Raw genomic sequence first — 22,982 nt, 5'->3', positions numbered from 1 at the left:
ATGGCTGACACGGCAAAGCCGAGCTTACGCGATCTGGATCCCCAGCAGATGAGAAAGCTCGTCGCGCTGGCCAGGGATCGCGGCCGGAGTGCCGACAGGAGTGGCGCCAGTGCCATTCCGGTGGTGGCGCGGAGCGGATCGTTGGAAATGTCCTTTGCGCAGCAGCGGCTCTGGCTGCTGACGCAGCTCGATGGTACGAATTCCAGCTATCACATTCGCGGAGCATTGCGGCTTACGGGCGAGCTCGATCTCGAAGCCTTGCGTCGCAGCATCGACCGTGTGTTCGCGCGCCACGAAGCCCTGCGCAGCGTCTTTCGCGTAGTGGACGAACAGCCGCGCGTGGTGCTGCTGCCCACGGATGCGCGTGTGCCGCTGCTCGAGCATGATCTGAGTAGCCGGGACGATCGCGAGCAGGAGCTGGCGCGCCTCTGCCGCGAGGAGGCCGCGACGCCGTTCGATCTCGCCGCAGGACCGTTGGTCCGCGGTCGCCTGATCCGGATGGCGGAGGGAGAGCATCTCTTCTTGCTCACCCAGCATCACATCGTCTCCGATGGCTGGTCGATCGGCGTGCTCATGCGCGAGCTCGGCGCTCTCTACCGGGCATTCGCCGCCGGCAAGGACGATCCTCTGCCGCCATTGGCAATCCAGTATCCGGACTATGCCGTCTGGCAGCGGCAATGGCTGTCGGGCGAACGCTTGCAGCGGCAGGTCGACTATTGGCGAGAAGCACTCGCGGACGCTCCTGCCGTGCTTGAATTGCCGACGGATCGGCCGCGTCCGCCAATCAGGTCGCTCGCCGGGGCGTCCCTGCCGATCGAGATCGATGTGGAGCTGGCCTCCGGCATCAGGCGACTGAGTCAGTCGCATGGCGCCAGTGCTTTCATGACGGTGCTGGCGGCCTGGGCAGTGGTGTTGTCGAGACTCTCCTCGCAGACCGATATCGTCATCGGGACTCCGACGGCCAACCGAAATAGGCCGGAGATCGAGGGCCTGATCGGATTCTTCGTCAACATGCTGGCTCTCCGCGTTGATCTCTCGGCGGAGCCCAGCGTGGCCGAACTGCTCCGCCGCGTGCGCGCGGCGGCGCTCGCGGCGCAGGATCATCAGGACCTACCGTTCGAGCAGGTCGTCGAGATCGTCCAACCGCTGCGACGGCCGGAGCAGACACCGGTCTTCCAGGCCGTGTTCGCCTGGCAAAACAACGAGAGGGGGCCTCTCGAGTTGCCCGGCCTCAAAGCCGAGGTCGCTGATATTCCGCTGCAACAGGTCAAGTTCGATCTCGAGCTCAATCTCGGCGAGATGGACGGGCGCATTGTCGGCTCCCTGAATTATGCGACGTCGCTATTCGACGAAGCGACGATCACGCGCCATCGGGGCTATCTGTTGACCGTGCTGCGGGCGATGATCTCCGATGCGGACCAGGAGGTCGACCGGATCGATATCATTGGTGCCGATGAGCGCAGGCGCGTTCTCGACACTTGGAACGAGACGGCCACGCCGTTTCCCTCCGAAAGCTGCATTCAAGATCTGTTTGCGGAGCAGGTGAGAAGGGCGCCGGACGCCATTGCGCTGGCATACGAGGACGTTCGTCTGAGCTATAGCGAGCTCGATGCGCGGGCGAACAGGCTTGCGCGGCACTTGATCACGTTGGGAGTGGTGCCGGATCAGCCCGTTGCGATCTGCCTGCCGCGGGGCATCGCAATGGTGGTGAGCCTGCTGGCCGTGCTGAAGGCGGGCGGCGCCTATCTGCCGCTCGATCCCGCTTATCCTGCGGAGCGGCTACGTCAGATTGTCGACGATGCCAGGCCGCGCCTGCTGATCGCAGACGCCACAGGACGCGCGATCATTCCAGATGGGACCTGCGAGATGGTCGACCCCGACGTAGACGCAGGGCTGGCGACGTCGGATCCGAGTGTTCTCCTCGAAGGCCTGACTGCGCGAAGCCTCGCCTACATCATCTACACGTCCGGCTCGACCGGTCGGCCGAAGGGGGTGATGGTCGAGCACCGTGGCCTGGTGAATTTGGCGTTGGCGCAGCGGGCATTGTTCAACATCAATTCGAGCAGTCGCGTCGTGCAGTTTGCCTCGCTCAGTTTCGATGCCAGCATCTGGGAAATCGTCATGGCCCTGTGCTCGGGCGCCGCGCTGTTTCTGGCCGGCACGCGCGAGCATCAGGACACCGCGGCATTGTTCGGCTATCTCGCGGACAATGCGATCACGCATGCGACCCTGCCGCCGGCGATGCTGCAGGGGCGGACCGATCTCGAACGGCTCGCCTCGTTGCGGGTCCTCGTTCTTGCCGGTGAATTGCCCAAGGCCGAGCTGGTCAAGGGATTGCCTGCTGACATCGCCGCCTTCAACGGTTACGGGCCGACGGAAGCAACGGTCTGCGCAACGAGCTGGTTGCGGCATCGGGACTTTGACGACGACGCGGCTCCGATCGGTCGTCCGCTGCCGAATGCGCGGATCTATCTCCTGGACCGGTTCGGTGCGCCCGTTCCGCTCGGTGCCGTCGGCGAAATCTACATCGGCGGGGTCGGAGTCGCGCGCGGTTATCTCAATCGCGCCGATCTGACGGCAGAGCGCTTCGTGCGCGATCCCTTCCGCGGCGATGCGGATGCGCGCATGTACCGCACCGGCGATCTCGGCCGCTATCTCCCGGACGGCAACATTGTGTTTCTCGGCCGCAACGACTACCAGGTCAAGATCCGCGGCTTTCGCATCGAGCTCGGTGAGATCGAGTTTCGGCTCAACGAGCACGCCGACGTTGCCGATTCAATCGTGCTGGTGCAGCGCAATCATGGCGGCGACATGCGGCTGGTCGCCTATGTGGCCGCTAGGGGGGGCGTAAGGCGCGATGGCGGAGAGCTTGCCAGCGCGTTGCGCGATCACCTGCGTGCGTGTCTGCCGGACTACATGGTGCCGTCAGCGTTCGTAAGTCTCGATGCACTCCCGCTCACGCCGAATGGCAAGGTGGACCGCAAGGCGCTGCCGGCGCCGGAGAACGATGCATATGCGCGGCGCCGTTTCGAACCGCCGCGAGGCGAGGTCGAGCAGATTGTCGCAAATATCTGGGCCGAGCTCTTGGGCGTCGATCGGATCGGACGCAGTGACCACTTCTTCGAGCTCGGCGGCCACTCGCTGCTCGCAGTGCGCATGCTGGAGCGATTGCAGCGGCATGCGCTGAGGGCGGATGCGCGCATGCTGTTCGCGAAGCCGGTGCTGGCGGAATTTGCCGCCAGCCTCGATGGCGGCGTAGAAGCCGACGTTCCGGTCAATCAGATCACCCGGCAGACGACGGCGATCACACCGGAATTGTTGCCGCTGATCACGTTGACGCAATCCGACATCGACAGCATCGTGGCCGACGTTCCTGGCGGCGTCGCCAACATCCAGGATGTCTACGGCCTCTCGCCACTTCAGGATGGCATTCTCTTCCACCACCTGCTGTCGAAGGAAGGCGATCCCTATCTGCTGGTCGGCCGAATGGCATTTGCCAGCCGCGACCTGCTCGATCGCTATCTCGACGCGGTCCGGCAGGTGGTCGCCCGTCACGACATTCTGCGAACGTCTATCGTGTGGAGCGGCCTGTCCACGCCGGCACAGGTGGTTTGGCGGCAGGCGCCCTTGGTCGTCAGCGAGGTCGTGCTGGTCGGCGAAGGCCCTGCCGAGGAAGAGCTCGCGCGACGATTCGATCCGCGCTTCCATCGGATCGATCTCGGACAACCGCCGCTTCTGCGATTTGCGGTCGCGGCCGATCCGGGTGGAGAGCGCTGGCTGCTTTTGGTCCTGCTGCATCATTTGATTGGCGACCACTCCACGCTCGAAGTGATGCACGACGAGGTCGGGAAGATCCTGTCCGGGCGGAGCCACGAATTGCCGCCGCCTAATCCGTTCCGGAATCTGGTGGCACAGGCGCGCGGATCGGCGGCGACCGTGGAGCATGAGCGTTTCTTCCGCGGCATGCTCGCCGACATCGACGAGCCGACCACACCGTTTGGACTGGACCGGGTGCACGGCGACGGCGGTGGCGTCGTGGAAGCCCGGCGAATGCTGCCTGAAGGGTTGAACGCAAGGCTTCGTGTGCAGGCGCGGCGGTTGGGCGTCAGCCTCGCCAGCCTTTGCCATCTCGCCTGGGGGCAGGTGGTGGCGCGAACCAGCGGGCGCGAGCACGTGGTGTTCGGGACCGTCCTGTTCGGCCGCATGCACGCCGGCGCGGGCGGCGATCGCACCATGGGCTTGTTCATCAACACCTTGCCGTTGCGGCTGGATCTTGGTGACGCTGCGGTCGAGGACAGCGTTCGTGATGCGCATCGCCGGCTGACCGAACTGATGGCACATGAGCACGCCTCTCTGGCGCTCGCGCAGCGATGCAGCGGCGTCACGGCACCTGCGCCTCTGTTCAGCGCGGTCCTGAACTATCGGCACAATGCAATGCCGGCGGATCTGGCTGCCAACAGGGAGAGCACCGGCATCGAATGGCTCGGGGGCGAGGAACGCACCAATTATCCCCTGATGCTGGCCGTCGAGGATTATGGTCAGGCGCTGGGCCTGACCGCCCAGATCGTCCGGCCATTCTCGGCTGATCGCATCTGCGCCTTGATGCAGCGAGCGCTCGACCAATTGGCCGATGCGCTGGAGCATGCGCCGCGTGCGCCGGTCCGGCAGCTCGACATTTTGCCCCTCGAGGAGCGTCGGGTTTTGCTGGAGGTGTGGAATGGCGCGCAGGCGCATGATCCGCAAGTCCGATCATTCGTCACGCAGTTCGAGGCGCAAGTCCGGAAGTCGCCGCAGGCGATCGCGCTGGTGTTCGGCGAGGCGGAGCTGAGCTATGCTGCGCTGAATGCACGCGCCAACCGGCTGGCGCGGCGATTGCGGGATCACGGCGTCGGGACCGAAATCGTGGTCGGGCTGGCGCTCGACCGCGGCGTCGGGATGCTGGTCGCGCTGTTGGCGGTGCTGAAGGCCGGCGGGGCCTATTTGCCGCTCGATCCGGATTACCCGCCGGAGCGGCTGGCGCACATGCTGGGCGACAGCGGCGCGGCGCTGGTGCTGACGCAGGAGAGATTGCACGATCAGTTCGCAGCCATCCTGGCGGAGACCGGCGCAGAGGCCTGGTTCGTTGATGGACAGGACGGCGAGGGCGGCGATGCCGGCAATCTCGATGTTGCCGTTCACGGCGAGAGCCTCGCCTATGTGATCTACACGTCGGGCTCGACCGGTCTGCCCAAGGGCGTGATGGTTCGCCATGATGCCGTGACCAATTTCCTGGCGACCATGGCGGAGCAGCCCGGCATGACGGCCGCCGACCGGGTGCTTGGCCTGACCTCGCTGTCCTTTGACATCGCAGTGCTTGAGCTCTGGCTGCCGCTGACGATCGGCGCCTGCGTGGTGCTGGCGGATCGCGCGGCCGCGCATGATCCTGCCAAGCTCAAGGCGATCGTGGAGCGGCATGGCGTCTCCCTGATCCAGGCAACGCCGTCGACCTGGCGCATGCTGCTCGATCATGACGGCCCTGCGCTGCCGGCGAGCTGCCGGGTGCTGTGCGGCGGCGAGGCGCTGCCGCCGGATCTGGCGCGGCGGCTGGTGGCGCAAGCCGGCGAAGTCTGGAACCTGTACGGTCCGACCGAGACCACGGTGTGGTCGGCGCGCCATCGGCTCGATGCGATGGACGCTCGTCCGCTGCTCGGCCGCCCGATCGGCAACACCACGCTTTACGTTCTCGACGGTGACCTCAACCTCGCGCCGGTCGGCGTCGCCGGCGAGCTCTATATCGGCGGGAGCGGGCTCGCCCGCGGCTATTGGCAGCGCGGCGCCCTGACGGCGGAACGCTTCATCCCCGATTCGTTCGGTCTGCCGGGCGCACGGCTGTACCGTACCGGCGACGTCGCGCGGTGGCGATCCGACGGCGTGCTCGATTATGTCGGCCGTGCCGATTACCAGGTGAAGATCCGCGGCTTCCGCATCGAGCTCGGCGAGATCGAGGCGCGGCTGCAGGCGCAGCCGGGCGTCCGCGCGGCCGTGGTGGTGGCGCGCGAGGCCGGCACCGGCCGCCAGCTGGTCGGCTATGTCAGCGGCGAAGCGCTGGATGGGGCGGCGCTCAAAACGGCGCTGTCCCCGGTGCTGCCCGACTACATGGTCCCGGCGCGGATCGTGGTGCTGGAGCGTCTGCCGCTGACGCCGAATGGCAAGATCGACCGCAAGGCATTGCCGGCGCCGGATCAGCTCGCGGAGTCAGAACGCATCGCGCCGCGCACGCCGGCGGAGGCCGCATTGGCCGCGATCTGGGCCGATCTGCTGCGCCAGCCCAATATCGGTGTCACCGACAATTTCTTCGAGCTCGGCGGCGATTCCTTGATCGCGGTCCAGCTCGTCAGCCGCATCAAGCGGGATCTCGGCCACGACCTGCCGCTCAATCGTCTGTTTGAATTGACGACCGTTGAAACCATGGCTGCTGCGCTGGGCCTGGAGAGCGAGATCGACAAGCGAAGCGACGACATCGTAGCGATGCTCGACCTGTTGAAGGAAGTCGAACTGTCCCATGAGTGACACGGCAACCACGCAAAAGCAGCAGCTGCGCGACATTTCACGGCGCTTGATGCGTCTCGATTCCGGCAAGCAGCACGCGTTCGTGTCGCAGCTCGCGGCGAAGGGCGTCAACCTCGCCATGCTGCCGATCGTGCGCCAGGGGCGAAAGCGGGCGCCGCTGTCCTTTGCGCAAGCGCGCCTCTGGTTCCTGTGGCGGATGGATCCGTCCAGCGCGGCCTACAACATATCAGCGACGGTGCGCGTGCGCGGCCAGCTGCAACCACGCGCATTGCAACAGGCGTTCGATATGCTTGTCGCCCGCCACAGCGCGCTTCGCACCGTCTTTCGGCAGGAAGGGGAGCAGGCCGAACAAGTCATCCAGGTTCCGCAGCCGGCCGCATTGCGGCACCTGGCCCTCGATGGCGACGACCGCGAACGGCAGGCGCGCGAGCTTGCGCGGCAGGAGGCTTCGCTGCCGTTCGATCTCGAGGCCGGCCCGCTTATGCGCGCGACGCTGCTGACGCTGGACGAGGGCGATCACTTCCTCGTCGTCAGCCTGCACCATATCGTGGCCGACGGCTGGTCGATGGGCGTGCTGGTTGATGAGTTCTGGAAACTGTACGCGGCATTCGCTTGCGGTGAAGAACCGGCGCTGCCGGAGCCGGAGATTGACTATGCCGACTACGCCGAATGGCAGCGGCTCTGGATGAGTGCGGTCGATGGCGAACGGCAGGTCGGCTACTGGACCAGACGTCTCGCCGATCCGGCGGTGCTCCAGCTGCCGATCGACCGGCCGCGCCCGGCGGTCCCGGATCTGGCGGGATCGGCACTTCGCATCCCGCTCGACCGGGCGCTAGCCGATGGCTTGCGCGCGCTCGCGCGGCGGCATCGTACGACCCTGTTCGCCGTCCTGCTGGCGAGCTTCAAGCTGCTGCTCTATCGCTACACCGGGCAGTCCGACATCAACATCGGCGTGCCCGTCGCCAACAGGCATCGCGGCGAAGCGCGCGGCGTGATCGGTCTGTTCGTCAATACCCAGGTGCTTCGCACGCAGATCGACGGCCGCGCGGCGATCAGGGACTTCATTGCGGCGGTTCATGCGGCCACTGTCGAGGCACAGGAAAACCAGGACCTGCCGTTCGAACGTCTGCTCGAAATCCTTCAGCCCACGCGCAGCCTGAGTCAGAATCCACTGTTCCAGGTCCTCTACAATCACCAGCGCCGTCGGGTCTCCAGCAATCCGCCCAATGGGACCGGCCTCCAGATCGAGACGATCGATACGGAGGTCGATGCCGTCAAGTTCGACCTCGCGCTCGATACCGAGGAGGGGCTGTCAGGCGAAATCCGCGCCGTCTTTACCTATGCGGCGGCGCTGTTCGAGGCGGCGACGATCGAGCGTCTTGCCGCGCATTGGACCACGACCCTGAAGGCCATGGTCGCCGACGACGCGCAAGGGATCGCCGATGTGGCGTTGCTGTCCGAACAGGAACTGGGGCAGTTGCGGCAATGGAATCGCGCCGACGAAACGGCAAGCTCATCGTTCACACCGGTGCATCGGACGGTTGCACGGCTGGCCGCCGAAACGCCCGACGCGCCGGCGCTGGTCTTCGGTGACGATGAAATCAGCTATGCCGAGCTCAACCGCCGCGCCAATCGGCTCGCGCACCACCTGATCCGCCTCGGTGTCGGGCGCGACGACCTTGTCGGTGTCTCGGCACGGCGTTCGCCAGGCCTCATTACAGCGCTGCTCGCCATCTTGAAGACGGGTGCAGCCTATCTGCCGCTCGATCCCGAGCATCCGGCCAGACGACAGGTCGGCACCCTGCGCGATGCCGGCGCGCGCGTCGTGCTGGTCGACGCAGATAGTTCGGCGTTAACGCCGCCGCCAGCTGGCGTTGTGGTCGTTCCGCTCGGTGCGATCGATCTCGCCAAGGAGAGCGAAAGCGATCCCGAGATCGCGGTGGTGCCAACCAGCCTTGCCTATGTGATCTACACCTCCGGCTCCACCGGCATCCCCAAGGGCGTCGCGGTCGAACACGGTCCGTTCGCCATGCACTGCGAGGTGACGGCCGGGCTCTACGACATGGATCGGCACTCGCGCGAGCTGCACTTCCTGTCCTTCACCTTCGATGGCGCCCATGAGCGGCTCTGGACCGCACTGACCTGCGGCGCGGCGCTCGTGATGCGGGATGCGGACCTGTGGTCCGCCGAACAGACTATCGAGGTTCTGCGCCGGCAGCGCGTCACCAATGCCGGATTCCCGCCCGCCTACCTGCAACAGCTCGCTGATTTCGCGATGTGGCGTGGCGATCCGCCGCCAGTCGAGCTGTACTCGTTCGGCGGCGAGGCGATGCCAAAGGCCGGCTTCGACAAGGTCAAGCGCGCGCTCAAGCCGCGGGCATTGATCAACGGCTACGGGCCGACCGAAACCGTGGTCACGCCGCTGGTCTGGAAGGTCGATGCGAGCGAGGAGATCGACGGCAACTATGCCCCGATCGGTCGCCCGGTGGGCCGCCGCTCGGCCTACATCCTGGACAATGATTTCAACATCGTCCCGGTCGGCGTGACCGGTGAACTGTTCATCGGCGGCGAGGGCTTGGCGCGCGGTTACTGGCAGCGCGCCGAGTTGACGGCCGACCGCTTCGTCCCTGATCCGTTTGGCGCGCCGAGCGCGCGGCTGTATCGCACCGGCGATCTGGCGCGGTGGCGCGCCGATGGCGTCATCGAATATGTGGGCCGGACCGATCATCAGGTGAAGATCCGCGGCTTCCGGATCGAGCTCGGCGAGATCGAGGCATGGCTGATGCGGCAGGCCGGCGTGCGGTCGGCCGTGGTCGTTGCCCTTGAAGCCAGCGTCAGCCGTCAGCTGGTCGGCTATGTCGCCGGCGATGGGCCGTTCGACGAAGCGGCGATGCGTGCGGCGCTCTCGGATGAGCTGCCCGACTACATGGTGCCGGCCCGCATCGTGCGATTGGACCGGCTGCCGCTCACCGCGCACGGCAAGGTTGATCGCGACGCCCTGCCGGCGCCTGAGATGCCGGCCGCAACCACCGCGCATGTCGCGCCGCGCTCCGCAGCCGAGACGGTGCTCGCTGCGATCTGGGCCGAGCTGCTCGGCCAGCCCGCCATCGGCGCCACCGACAATTTCTTCGAGCTCGGCGGCGATTCCATCATCTCGCTGCAGCTGGTCGGTCGCGCGCGCCAGGCGGGCTGGCTGATCGAGCCGCGTGACGTCTTCCGGCATCAGACCTTGCAGGATCTGGCGCGCGTGGCGCGGAGTGAAGACAAAGCGGAGATCGTCGCCGCTGAGATCGATCTCGACGGCCGCGAGCACCTGCTGCTGCCGATCCAGTTGCGGTTCCTCAGTGAGGATGCAGGGGACCGTCATCACTGGAATCAGGCCGTCCTGCTGATGCCGAAGTCGCGGCTCGACTGGAAGCTCGTCGAGCTCACGCTTGCCGCTCTTGTCGCGCATCATGCGGCCCTGCGCCTGCGTTTCGAGGAGATTGATGGCGGTTGGCGCGCGACCTACGGCGCTACACCGCCAACGTCCGAGCTGCTGTGGATTCTTGGTGACCTCCAGGATGCCGCCGCAGTCACGAAGGTCGCCTCACAAGCTCAGGCCAGCCTGTCGCTGGCCGGGCCGCCGTTGCGTGTGGTCGGCATGGATCTCGCGGACGGCAGCCAGCGGCTTCTGGTGGTGGTGCATCATCTCGTCATCGACGGCGTGTCATGGCGTGTGCTGCTCGAAGACTTTGCGACGGCGTACGATCAGCTCCGCCAGGGCGCGGCTTCAGTCGCACTGGCGAGGAGCGACTCTTATGCATCCTGGGGCGCGCGATTGCAGGCCTATGCTGCAACCGACGAGCTGGCAGCCGAGCTCGACTATTGGCTGGAGCGGGGATCGCATGCGGCGTTTCCCTGCGATGACGATCATGGCGGGGTCGACCGGGTTGCAGACGGCGAGGAGGTCCTGCTGGCGTTCGACGCCGGATTGACCACGCGGCTGCTGAAGGAAGCCCCGTCCGCCTACCGCACCCAGGTCAATGATCTCCTGCTGGCGGCACTTGCGCGAGCCGTGTCGCGCTGGGGCGGGATCGAGGACGTCGTCGTCGAGCTCGAAGGCCATGGCCGCGAGGACGTCTTTGCGGGCGCCGATGTGTCCCGCACCATCGGCTGGTTCACCACTGCTTTTCCGGTGCGGCTGTCGGGTAGCTCCGAGGAAGATGCCTCTCTGATCAAATCCATCAAGGAGGAGCTTCGGGCCGTTCCCAACCGCGGGCTGGGGTACGGCATCCTGCGCCATCTCGGCACCGAGGCGCAGCGGAGCGCCCTGGCGACACGCCCTGAGCCGCGCATCGTCTTCAACTATCTCGGCCAGTTCGATTCCAGCATGGGAGAGAGTGCCCCGTTCCGCCTCGCGCCCGAGAGCTCGGGGCCGATGCGCAGCGAAAGCGCGCCACTCGGCCGCTGGGTCAGCATCAACGGTCAGGTCGGCGAAGGACAGTTGCGCCTGTCGTTCAGCTATGGCCGCAGGCGTTACCGGCGCGCAACGATCGAACGTCTCGCCGAGCATTACGCGGCTTCCTTGCGCGAACTCGTCGCGCATTGCACGGGCGGCGCCCGCGGCATCACGCCGTCGGACTTCGCCTTGTCGAACCTCAAACAGGCTGATCTCGACGCGCTGGTCGCGACGATCGACTGCCGCGAGATCGAGGACATCTATCCGCTGTCGCCCATGCAGCAGGGCATGCTGTTCCATGCCCTTCGTGATGGCGAGAGCGGCAATTACGTCAACCAGATCGGCCTGGAGGTCCGTGGTCTCGAGGCCGGCAGGCTGCGCGCAGCCTGGCACGAGATCAGCTCGCGCCACGCCGTGTTGCGAACCGGATTTGCGTGGCGCGAGCTGTCGGGGGCCGCGCAGCAGGTGGTCTATCGCTCTGCGCCTTTGCCATTCGAGGAAGAAGACTGGCGCTCGCGGGCGGCCGCCATGGAAGAGGAGGAGCTGCGGGTTGCGCTCGCGGGTATTGCGCAAGCCGAACGTACCAGGGCATTCGATCTGTCTCAGGCGCCATTGCAGCGGGTCCGGCTGATCCGGCTCGACGAGGCACGCCACTGGCTGATCTGGACCCATCACCATATCCTGCTCGACGGCTGGAGCGCCGCGCGTCTCATGGCCGAGATCCTGCAGCACGAACGCGGTGCGCGACTATCGGCCGTGAAGGGCCGCTACCGCGACTACATCGCGTGGCTGCAAAGGCAGGACCGCGACGCGTCCGCGTCGTTCTGGCGATCGGCCTTGGCCGAATTGGACGAGCCCAGCTTCCTAGCGGACACGCTGGGAGGACCTGCGGCCAACGGTGCTTCCGGCCATGGCTCGTCGGACCTGCTGCTCACGGCCGACCTGACGGCAAGCCTGCAAGCCTTTGCGCGGCGCGAGCGCGTCACGCTGAACACGCTGGTGCAAGGCGCTTGGGCGCAGCTGTTGCGCCGCCACACCGGCCAGAGCGCGGTCTGTTTCGGTGCGACGGTCTCGGGCCGGCCGGCGGAGATCAGCGGGGCCGAGGAGATGGTGGGCCTGTTCATCAACACGCTGCCCGTCGTCGATCAGGCAAGCCCGCAAACCGAGATCGGAGCGTGGCTGCGCGATCTCCAGGCGCGCAACACGGATCTGCGCGATCACGGCTGGATGCCGCTGTACGAAATCCAGCGTCTTGCCGGCCGTTCCGGACGCGCGCTGTTCGACAACATCCTCGTGTTCGAGAACTATCCGATCGATCAGGCGCTGCGGGGCGAGAGCGAAAGCGGACGCCGGTTCGGCCGGGTCGAGCAGGTCTCGATCACCAACTATGCGCTGACGGTGGCGGTCTTCGCCAAGCCCGACGGCATCAATCTGGGCTTTCGCTACGATCGCAGCCGCCTCGACCACGATCATATCAGATATCTGCAAGCCTCGCTGTCGCAACTGCTGGCCAGGATCGTGGCGGACGCCTCGCGGCCGCTGGGCGCGCTGGACAGCCTCGATGCCGATGAGGAGCAGAGATTGCTCGGCTGGGGCGGCAGCGCCGAGCGGGCACCGAAGCTTGGCGACACTATCGTCGCGCAGATCGAAGCCCGGGCCGCGGCTTCGCCATCGTCGATCGCGTTGATCTTCGGTGAACGACAGATCAGCTATGGCGAGCTGAACGCACGTGCCAATCGCCTGGCCTGGCGGCTGCGGGAGCACGGGATCGGTCGCGACCGGCTGCTCGGCTTGGCGCTCGAGCGCAGCGTCGAGCTGATCGTCGGCGTCCTGGCCGTGCTGAAGGCCGGAGGCGCCTATTTGCCGCTCGATCCCGACTACCCGTCCGATCGCCTGCTCCACATGCTGCGCGACAGCGGAACGGCGCTGGTGCTGACCCAGGAGCGGCTGCTTCCGCATCTGGCGTCTGTGATCACGGATGCGGACGTCGAGGCCTGGACGATCGACGGCGAGGGCGAGGCCCACATCGAGATGCCTGCGGGCAACCCCGAAGCGGTGCTTCATCCGGACAGTCTGGCCTATGTGATGTACACGTCGGGCTCGACCGGCGTACCCAAGGGCGTAGCCTGCTCGCATCGCGCACTCGCGGCACGGCTCGGCTGGATGCAGGCGGAGTATGGTCTTGATCCTGCCGAGACCTTGCTGCACAAGACCCCGTTCAGCTTCGACGTCTCGGTTTGGGAGATATTGTGGCCGCTCGCAACCGGCGCGCGGCTGGCGATCGCGCCTCCAGGCGCGCATCGCGAGCCGCGACTCCTGGTGGACGCCGTCATCGCCCATGACGTGACGACGCTGCACTTCGTGCCGCAGATGCTCGAGCATTTCGTGGCCGAGCCCGGCGCGGCGCGCTGCACCTCGATCAAGCGCCTGTTTGCTGGCGGCGAGGCGCTGTCGCTCGATCTCATGACGCGTGTACGTGCGGCGTTCCCCCACGTGCGATTCGACAATCGCTACGGTCCGACCGAGGCTCTCATCAACGCCACGTATTGGACTTGTCGCGACGAGGATGGGACGAGCGTGCCGATCGGCCAGCCCATTCCCGGCGTGACGATCCGCATCCTCGACGCCGATCTGAACATGGTTCCGGCGGGCGTCACCGGCGAGTTGTTCATCGGCGGGGCGGGCTTGGCGCGGGGCTATTGGCGACGCGAGAAGCTGACGGCGGAGCGCTTCATTCCCGATCCCTTTGGGGAGGAAGGCGAGCGGCTCTATCGGTCGGGAGATCTGGCGCGTTGGCGCGCCGATGGCGCGATCGACTATGTCGGGCGCGCGGATCATCAGGTCAAGATCCGCGGCTTCCGCATCGAGCTCGGTGAGATCGAGGCCCGGTTGCTCGAGCAGTCCGGCGTTCGCTCCGCGGTCGTGGTGGCGCGAGAGGTCGGGGCCGGCCGGCAGCTCGTTGGCTACGTCAGCGGGATGGGGAAGTTGGAAGAGGCTACGCTGCGGACAGCGCTGTCGGCCGTCCTGCCGGATTACATGGTGCCGCCGAGAATTGCCGTGCTGGAGCGGCTGCCCTTGATGCCGAGCGGCAAGGTTGATCGCCAGGCGCTGCCGGCGCCCGACATGGCCCAATGCCATGCGGATCATCAGGCGCCACGCACGCCTGCGGAGATGGCTTTTGCGGCGATCTGGGCCGAGCTGCTCGGCCGGCCGGCCGTCGGCCTCACCGACAATTTCTTCGAGCTCGGGGGCGATTCCATCATCTCGCTCCAGATGGTGAGCCGCGCCCGGCGCGCCGGATACCTGATCGAGCCCCGCGACGTATTCCAGCATCAGACGCTCGAAGCTCTGGCGCGCGCGGCGCGGACCGAGCAGCGCACGGGGACGCTCGCCGATCAGGGGCAGGTCATCGGCCCGCATCCGCTCTTGCCGATTCAGTCCCGCTTCTTTGCTGAGGACATGGAGAATCGGGATCATTGGAACCAGGCTGTGCTCTTGCATCCGCGAGAGCGCCTCGACTGGAACGTGATGCGGCGCGCGCTCGCCGCCGTGGTCGATCATCATGATGCGCTACGCCTGCGCTTCGAGCAGAAGCAAGGAAGCTGGTATGCCGAGCACGGCGCTGCTGTTGGCGCGGAGGAACTGCTCTGGGTCCGGCAGGCGGCCGGCCGCGATGCCGTGACGGCGCTGGCATCGTCGGCGCAAGCAAGCCTGTCGATCTCCGGCGGGGAGCTGTTACGGGCCGTCGGCATCGATGTCGCTGATGGCAGCCAGCGTTTTCTGATCGTTATCCACCATCTCGTGGTCGACGGGATGTCATGGCGCATTCTGCTGGAGGACGTCGCGTCCGCTTACAGGCAGCTTGCGAAGGTTGACGCCGCGGCCGCGCTTCCGCCCAAGACTCATGCTCACGCGCTGTGGGGTCAGCGCTTGCGGGCTTACGCGACCTCGCCAGAACTGGCGACGGAGTTACCCTACTGGACCAGCCGCTGTGCAAACGCGGACGTTCCCTGCGACGAGGACCACGCGGGCAACGATCGCATCGCCGATGCCGATGAGGTCCTGCTGTCATTCGAAAGTGAATGGACGCGGCGCCTGCTGACGGATGCGCCGTCGGCTTATCGTACGCAGATCAATGATCTCCTTCTTGCCGGCCTTGCACGCGCCGTCTGGCAGTGGAGTGGGCAGGACGACGTTCTCGTCGAGCTGGAGGGGCATGGCCGCGAGCCTCTCGCTGGCGATCTCGATCTCTCGCGCACGGTCGGCTGGTTTACGACGGCCTTTCCCGTGCGGTTGGCCGGTGGCTCGGAAGTTCCTTCGTCATTGATCAAGACCGTGAAGGAGGAGCTTCGCGGCGTTCCCGGCCGCGGACTGGGCTACGGCGTATTGCGCTATCTTGGCTCCGAAGAACAACGTTTGGCGCTATCGCATGCCGGCGAGCCGAAGATTGCGTTCAACTATCTCGGCCAGATCGACGGAGGCGATGAGGCGGCGCTGTTCAAGATGGCAGCGGAAAGCGCCGGCCGATCGCGGGATGCATCGAGCCCGCTGCGACGCTGGCTGACCGTGAACGGCACGGTGCGCGATGGTCGGTTGTTTCTATCGTTCGGGTTCGGCCGCAAGCGCTATCGGCGCGAGACGGTCGAGCGGTTGGCTGCGTTGTACGAGGCTGCGTTGCGCGAGCTGGTCGATCACTGCACCGGCGGCGCTTGCGGCCTGACACCATCGGACGTGGCGTTGTCGGGGCTGGGTCAGACCGAACTCGACAGGCTTGCGCTTGATTGGCGCGAGATCGAGGACATCTATCCATTGTCGCCGATGCAGCAAGGCATGTTGTTCCATGCGATGCATGACGGCGAGAGCGGGCTCTACGTCAACCAGGTCGCGGCGGAGATCCGTGGGCTGGACGCCGGAAAGCTGCGCCGCGCCTGGCAGGCAGCCAGCGATCGTCACGCGGTGCTGCGGACGGGATTTATTTGGCGTGACCTGTCCGGCGCGCCGCAACAGGTCGTCTATCGACGGGCCGAAGTGCCCTTTATCGAGGATGACTGGCGGGCACGGAGTGCGACCTGGGACCAGGCGCAACTGGATGCGGCGCTGGCCGACGTTTCGCGGCAGGAGCAGGCCGCCGGCTTTGACCTGTCGCGGCCGCCCTTGCAGCGCGTTCGGTTGATCCGGCTCGGCAACGACAGGCATTGGCTGATCTGGACGCATCATCACATTCTGCTCGATGGGTGGAGCTCGGCGCGGTTCATCGCCGAAGTGATGCAACATAACGGCGAGGGGCGCCTGCCGCCGTTACGGCACCGCTATCGCGACTACATCGCGTGGCTGAAGAGCCGCGACAGCGACGCATCGGCGGCGTTCTGGCGCAATGCGACGGCTGGGCTGGTCGAGCCGAGCTTCCTCGCAGGCAGCCTGGCCGAAGGGGGGGACGTGGAAACGTCCGGCCATGGCATGCTTGCGCTGGAGCTGGATCCTGCCATGACCGGACGGTTGCAGGAATTCGCGGCGCGCGAGCGCATCACGATGAACACGCTGGTGCAGGCGGCATGGGCGCAGTTGCTGCGACAGCATACCGGGCAGGGCACGGTCTGCTTCGGTGTCACCGTCTCGGGCAGACCGCCGGAGCTCGCCGGCGCCGAAGAGATGGTCGGCCTGTTCATCAACACGTTGCCGGTCATCGACGGTGTCAGCCCGCAGCAGACCGTTGGATCATGGCTGCACGAGTTGCAGGATCGCAATCTGGCCCTGCGCGAATTCGGCGCGACGCCGCTCTATGAAATCCAGCGGCTGGCAGGGCGCCCCGGACGGCCGCTATTCGACAGCATCCTGGTGTTCGAGAATTACCCGGTCGACCGCGCGCTAATCGGACAGAACCGGCAGATCCAGGTCGGCGAAACCCGGATCGTCGAGACCAGCAATTATCCTTTGTTCGCCAGCATCGGCGTCGATGAGCGCCTGCGCCTCGTCTTCAACTATCAGCGCAAATATTTCGACGAGGCCCAGATCGCACGGCTGCAGCGAACCTTTGTGCGGCTGATCGAGGCGCTGGCCATCGATGCCGATCGACCGGTCGGCATGATCGCAGCCCGCGACGCCGCGGATGACGTCCTGCTTGCACGGGCGAACGATACGCGCCGGGATGAACCGCGCGAGGGGATCATTGCGCAGTTCGAGGCACAGGTCCGGAAGTCGCCGCAGGCGATCGCGCTGGTGTTCGGCGAGGCGGAGCTGAGCTATGCCGCGCTGAATGCACGCGCCAACCGGCTGGCGCGGCGATTGCGCGATCGCGGCGTCGGGACCGAGATCGTGGTCGGGCTGGCGCTCGAGCGCAGCGTCGAGATGCTGGTCGCGCTGTTGGCGGCGCTGAAAGCCGGCGGGGCCTATTTGCCGCTCGATCCGGATTACCCGCCGGAGCGGCTGGCGCATATGCTGCGCGACAGCGGCGCGGCGCTGGTGCTGACGCAGGAGAGATTGCACGATCAGTTCGCAGCCATCCTGGCGGAGACCGGCGCAGAGGCCTGGCTCGTTGATGGACAGGACGGCGAGGGCAGCGATGCCGCCAATCTCGATGTCGCCGTTCACGCCGAGAGCCTCGCCTATGTGATCTACACTTCGGGCTCGACCGGTCTGCCCAAGGGCGTGATGGTTCGCCACGACGCCGTGACAAACTTCCTCGCGACCATGGCGGAGCAGCCCGGCATGACGGCCGCCGACCGGGTGCTTGGCCTGACCTCGCTGTCCTTTGACATCGCAGTGCTTGAGCTCTGGCTGCCGCTGACGATTGGCGCCTGCGTCGTGCTGGCGGATCGCGCGGCCGCGCATGATCCTGCCAAGCTCAAGGCGATCGTGCAGCGGCATGGCGTGTCCCTGATCCAGGCAACGCCGTCGACCTGGCGGATGCTGCTCGATCATGACGGCCCTGCGCTGCCGGCGAGCTGCCGGGTGCTGTGCGGCGGCGAGGCGCTGCCGCCGGATCTGGCGCGGCGGCTGGTGGCCCAGGCCGGCGAGGTCTGGAACCTGTACGGCCCGACCGAGACCACGGTGTGGTCGGCGTGCCATCGGCTCGATGCGGCGGACGATCGTCCGCTGCTCGGCCGCCCGATCGGCAACACCACGCTCTACGTTCTCGACGGTGACCTCAACCTCGCGCCGGTCGGCGTTGCCGGCGAGCTCTATATCGGCGGGAGCGGGCTCGCCCGCGGCTATTGGCAGCGCGGCGCCCTGACGGCGGAGCGCTTCATTCCCGATCCCTTCGGTCCGCCGGGGGCGCGACTGTACCGCACCGGCGATGTGGCGCGGTGGCGATCCGACGGCGTGCTCGATTATGTCGGCCGTGCCGATTACCAGGTGAAGATCCGCGGCTTCCGCATCGAGCTCGGCGAGATCGAGGCACGGCTACAGGCGCAGGATGGTGTCCGCGCGGCCGTGGTGGTGGCGCGCGAGGCCGGCGCCGGCCGCCAGCTGGTCGGCTATGTCAGTGGCGAAGCGCTGGATGGGACGGCGCTCAAAACGGCGCTGTCCTCGGTGCTGCCCGACTACATGGTCCCGGCGCGGATCGTGGTGCTGGAGCGCCTGCCGCTGACGCCGAACGGCAAGATCGACCGCAAGGCATTGCCGGCGCCGGATCAGCTCGCGGCGTCCGCCCAGCATGTGGCGCCGCGCACGCCGGCGGAGGTCACATTGGCCGCGATCTGGGCCGATCTGCTGCGCCAGCCCAACATCGACGTCACCGATAATTTTTTCGAGCTCGGTGGTGATTCCATCATCTCGCTGCAGATGGTGAGCCGCGCGCGGCGCGAAGGCGTGCTCATCGAGCCGCGCGACGTGTTCCGGCATCAAACCATCGAGCTGCTGAGTGCGTCGTCCCGAGATGTCGAGCCCGATAAGGAAGACCCCGCATCGGAGCGTGGCTCGCTGGCGGGACTCTCCAGTGAGCAGCTCGAACGGCTCGGTCTGGACTGGAGCCGCGTCGAGGACGTCTATCCGCTGTCGCCGATGCAGCAGGGCATGCTGTTTCACAGCCTGCGCGATGCTGGCAGCGGCGTTTATGTCAATCAGGTCAGTGTCGAGATCCGGGGCCTCGACCCGGAACGGCTCGGCACAGCGTGGCGCGAGGTGAGCGCGCGTCATCAGATGCTGCGGACCGGCTTCCTCTGGCGTGAGCTCTCCGGCTCCCCGCTGCAAGCCGTCTATCGCGACGCCATCGTGCCGTTCGCAGAGGAGGACTGGCGAGGGCAGGCGATCAGTGATGAAAGAATTGCGGCGGCTCTTGCCGATGAGCGCGCCGCCGAGTTCGATCTCCAGAGGCCGCCGCTCCAGCGGGTGCGGCTGTTGCGCCTCCAGGACCACCTGTATCGGCTGATCTGGACCTATCATCACATCCTGATGGACGGCTGGAGCTCGGCAAGGTTCGTCGGAGAAGTCCTGGAGTGCTATTACGGCGGCGCTGCTGCCGCGAACGCGACGCGCTACCGCGACTATATCGCCTGGCTGCAGGCGCAGGACGCCAAGGCTGCCGAAGCTTTCTGGCGTGAACAACTCAGGAGCTTTGATCAGCCAACGCAGCTCGCCGACGCCTTCGGCGCGCGCCGCCATCAGGCATCCGGCCACGAACGCTGTTACACGCGTCTCGGAGAGGCCGCGACCGCGGAGCTGAAGGCGTTCGCGCGCCGCGAACGGATCACGCTGAACACCGTCGTCCAGGGCGTGTGGGCGCTGCTGCTGCAACGCTATACGGGCCAGAACACAGTCACATTCGGCGTAACCGTGGCCGGTCGTCCGGCCGGTCTCGACGGATCGCAGCAGATGCTCGGGCTCTTCATCAACACGCTGCCCGTGATCGATACGATTCCGCCCGAAAGCCCGATCGGTGAATGGCTCCGCGCGCTGCAGGACCGCAATTCGGCGATCCGGGACTACGAGCACACGCCGCTCTATGACATCCAGGGCTGGGCCGGCCGCGCCGGTCAGACCATGTTCGACAGCATCATCGTCTTCGAGAATTATCCGATCGAACGCAGCATGCACCGCGGTGCAGGCGGGTTGCAGTTCAGCGGTCTGAAGAATGTCGACGTGACGAACTATCCGATGGACCTCTCGGTGCTGGTCGAAGACACGCTTCAGGTCGAATACACCTATATGCCGAGCCATTTCACCGCGGTGCAGACGACCCAGATCAAGGTGCAGTTCGAGCACTTGCTGGCGGAGCTGACGCGGGATGCCGCGGCCTTGCTTGGTAGCATCGATCCCGTCACGGAACTCGATGCCGCTCTTGCAGATCGTTGCAATCGGCACGCGACGTCGAGCGCTCCGCTGCCGCTGGTGCATGAGGCGATCAGCAGCCATGCGCGGCGTCTCCCGGAGCGGACGGCGTTGACAATCGGCAGCTCGGTGCTCTCGTTCGGAGACCTCGAGCGCAGGGCCAACCGTCTGGCGCATCACCTGATCGCCCGGGGGCTCAAGCCCGAGCAGCGCGTCGGCGTGGTGGTCGAGCGAACTGCTGCCACGATGATTGCGCTGCTGGCCGTGCTCAAGGCGGGTGGGGCCTACGTTCCACTCGATCCCGAGCTGCCCTCGGAGCGGCGCGCGTTCGTCATGCGCGATGCCGCAATCGCGTTCCTGTTGACGGGTCCGCTCGAAATCGAGGGCAGCCCGGACGGCATGGAGCGAATTTCCTTGTCTTCGTTCGAGTTCGACGCGGGACCGGACCATCCGCCGCAGCCCGAACTGCATCCGGAAAACCTTGCCTATTTGATCTACACCTCGGGCTCGACGGGGACGCCAAAGGGCGTCGCTGTCGCCCACGGACCGCTGGCGATGCACTGTCACGTCACGGGCAGCCTCTACGAGATCGACGAGAGCTCCTGCGAGCTGCATTTCCTCTCGCTGGCCTTCGACGGCGCCCATGAGCGCTGGCTCACAGTTCTGTCGCGTGGCGCACGGCTGTTGATGCGTGACGCCGAATTGTGGACGCCGGAACAGACCGTCGAGAACCTGCACGCCCATCGCGTCAGCCATATCGGATTGCCGCCGGCCTACCTCCAGCAGGTCGCCGATTGCGTCGAGCAGAGCGGCAATCCACCGCCGGTCAAGCTCTACTCGTTCGGCGGCGAGGCGATGCCGAAGGCGGGCTTCGACAAGGTCAGGCGCGTTCTCAAGCCACGCATTCTGATCAATGGTTATGGTCCGACCGAAACCGTCGTCACGCCGCTGGTCTGGAAAGTCGATGGCGCGTCGGAATGCGACACGCCCTACGCGCCGATCGGCGTGCCGGTCGGAGATCGCCGTGCCTACATTCTCGATGCCGCGCTCGACATTATTCCCGCCGGCGTCGCCGGCGAGCTTTATCTCGGCGGCTTTGGGCTGGCACGGTGCTATCACGGCAAGGCCGGTATGACCGCAGAGCGCTTCGTGCCTGACCCATTCTCGTCGGCCCCGGGAGCGCGGCTGTACCGCACCGGCGATCTGGCGCGGTGGCGCGAGGACGGCACCGTCGAATATCTCGGCCGCAGCGATGACCAGGTCAAGGTCAACGGTTTCCGGATCGAGCTCGGAGAGATCCAGACCTCACTGCTCCGTCACGAGGCAATCGCGCAGGCCGCGGTGGTGGCGGTGCCGGGTGCAGCCGGAAATCAGCTCATTGCCTATGTCGCGCCGAAGGCGGCAGATGACGCCGCGCCTGATGCGGCCGAGACGCTGGTCGAGCGCTTGACCGGTTTCCTGAAGCTCGTCCTGCCGGCCTATATGGTGCCGGCTCGGATCGTGGTGCTGGAGCGGTTACCGACATTGTCGAGCGGCAAGATCGACCGGCGTGCATTGCCGGCTCCCGATGCCTCGATGCGGAGCTTCGTCCCCCCGCGAACCCCGGCAGAGATTGCAATGGCGCGCCTGTGGTCCGAGATCCTGGAGGTGCCGCAGGTCGTCGTCACCGACAATTTCTTCGAGCTTGGCGGCAATTCAATCCTGTGCCTCAAGGTCGTGGCGCGGGTCCGTCAGGACAAGACGTTCGGGATCGAGATCAAGCTGCGCGATCTGCTTCAGAAGCCGACGATCCGCGCCTTGCTCGCCGGCAGCGCCACCGCGGCGTCCGCCGTCGCACCCGCGCCATCGGCGCTGCTGCCGCTGAATGCCGCGGTTCGCGGCGTGAACCCGGTCTTCGCTGTGCATGGGGGCTTCGGCACAGTGTTCGACTACGGGCCGCTGGCGCGCCGCCTCGAAGGGCACCGGCAGCTGATCGGGCTGCAATCGAGAATGCTGGTCGATCCCTCGTGGACCGACGCCTCCCTCGAAGCCATGGCCGTGGACTACGCGGCCGAGATCCGGCGGATGCAGCCGCGCGGTCCCTATAGCCTGGTCGGCTGGTCCTTGGGAGGACTGCTGGTCGGTCTCGTCGCGGCCGAGCTCGAACGCGGCGGTGAGCGCGTCGATCGTCTCGCGCTGGTCGACAGCTTCGTGCCGCGGCAGCCGGACGGATCGAACCGGCAGGAGTCGATGGCACACTGGGCCGACGATCTCGCAGGATTGCTGTCGGCGGTTCTTCCGAGCGCTGCGGCCTCTCGCATCAAGGCGCAGGCCGAGGCGGCGAAACGCGCTGATTTGCCGGAGACGCCGGAGCGCATCCGCGATCTGGTCGCCTCTGTTGTGGAGCAGAGCAGGAGCGTGAGAGCGAACGACGCCTCGCTTGGCGCCGATGATTTGTCCGCTGCATTCGCAGTCGGACGGCACCTCAACAGGCTGGCGCAGAACACAGCGCTGCCGCGGGGCCTGGAAGCCACGCCGCTCTGCTGGTGGACCTCGACCCGTCTGGCACAGCGTGATCGGCTGGAATCGCAGTTGCCGAAGGCGGTCGATCGCGGCTTCGTCGGCGACAACCATTTCACGATCCTGAGGGATGCCGGCCTGCTCGGTGAGATCTGCGGTCTGCTCGTGCCGGCGGAGGCGTCGACGATCGCGCAGGATACGGTCCCGGAGCCAGCGGAGTAAGTCT

2 protein-coding genes are annotated in these 22,982 nt (G+C 66.2%); both read left to right on the top strand.

The annotated features are described in order from the left end of the window. Positions 1 to 6,549, top strand: a complete 6,549-nt coding sequence (locus I6F16_RS04160; RefSeq protein ID WP_225112782.1) for a non-ribosomal peptide synthetase — start codon at positions 1 to 3, stop codon at positions 6,547 to 6,549. Then, on the top strand, positions 6,542 to 22,978 hold the full coding sequence (locus I6F16_RS04155; RefSeq protein ID WP_225173452.1) for a non-ribosomal peptide synthase/polyketide synthase: 16,437 nt from the start codon (positions 6,542 to 6,544) through the stop codon (positions 22,976 to 22,978). The genes I6F16_RS04160 and I6F16_RS04155 overlap by 8 nt, the downstream gene beginning before the upstream one ends. Positions 22,979 to 22,982: the final 4 nt, after the last annotated feature.

Source organism: Bradyrhizobium sp. IC4060 (assembly GCF_020193715.1).
Classification (GTDB): domain Bacteria; phylum Pseudomonadota; class Alphaproteobacteria; order Rhizobiales; family Xanthobacteraceae; genus Bradyrhizobium; species Bradyrhizobium yuanmingense.
Note: the sequence above shows the minus strand (reverse complement) of the source record. Positions and strands in the feature narration are given on the sequence as shown.

Coding starts and splice junctions, on each gene's coding strand:
- I6F16_RS04155 (WP_225173452.1), top strand. CDS start 6,542: ATGAGTGACACGGCAACCACGCAAAAGCAGCAGCTGCGCGACATTTCA.
- I6F16_RS04160 (WP_225112782.1), top strand. CDS start 1: ATGGCTGACACGGCAAAGCCGAGCTTACGCGATCTGGATCCCCAGCAG.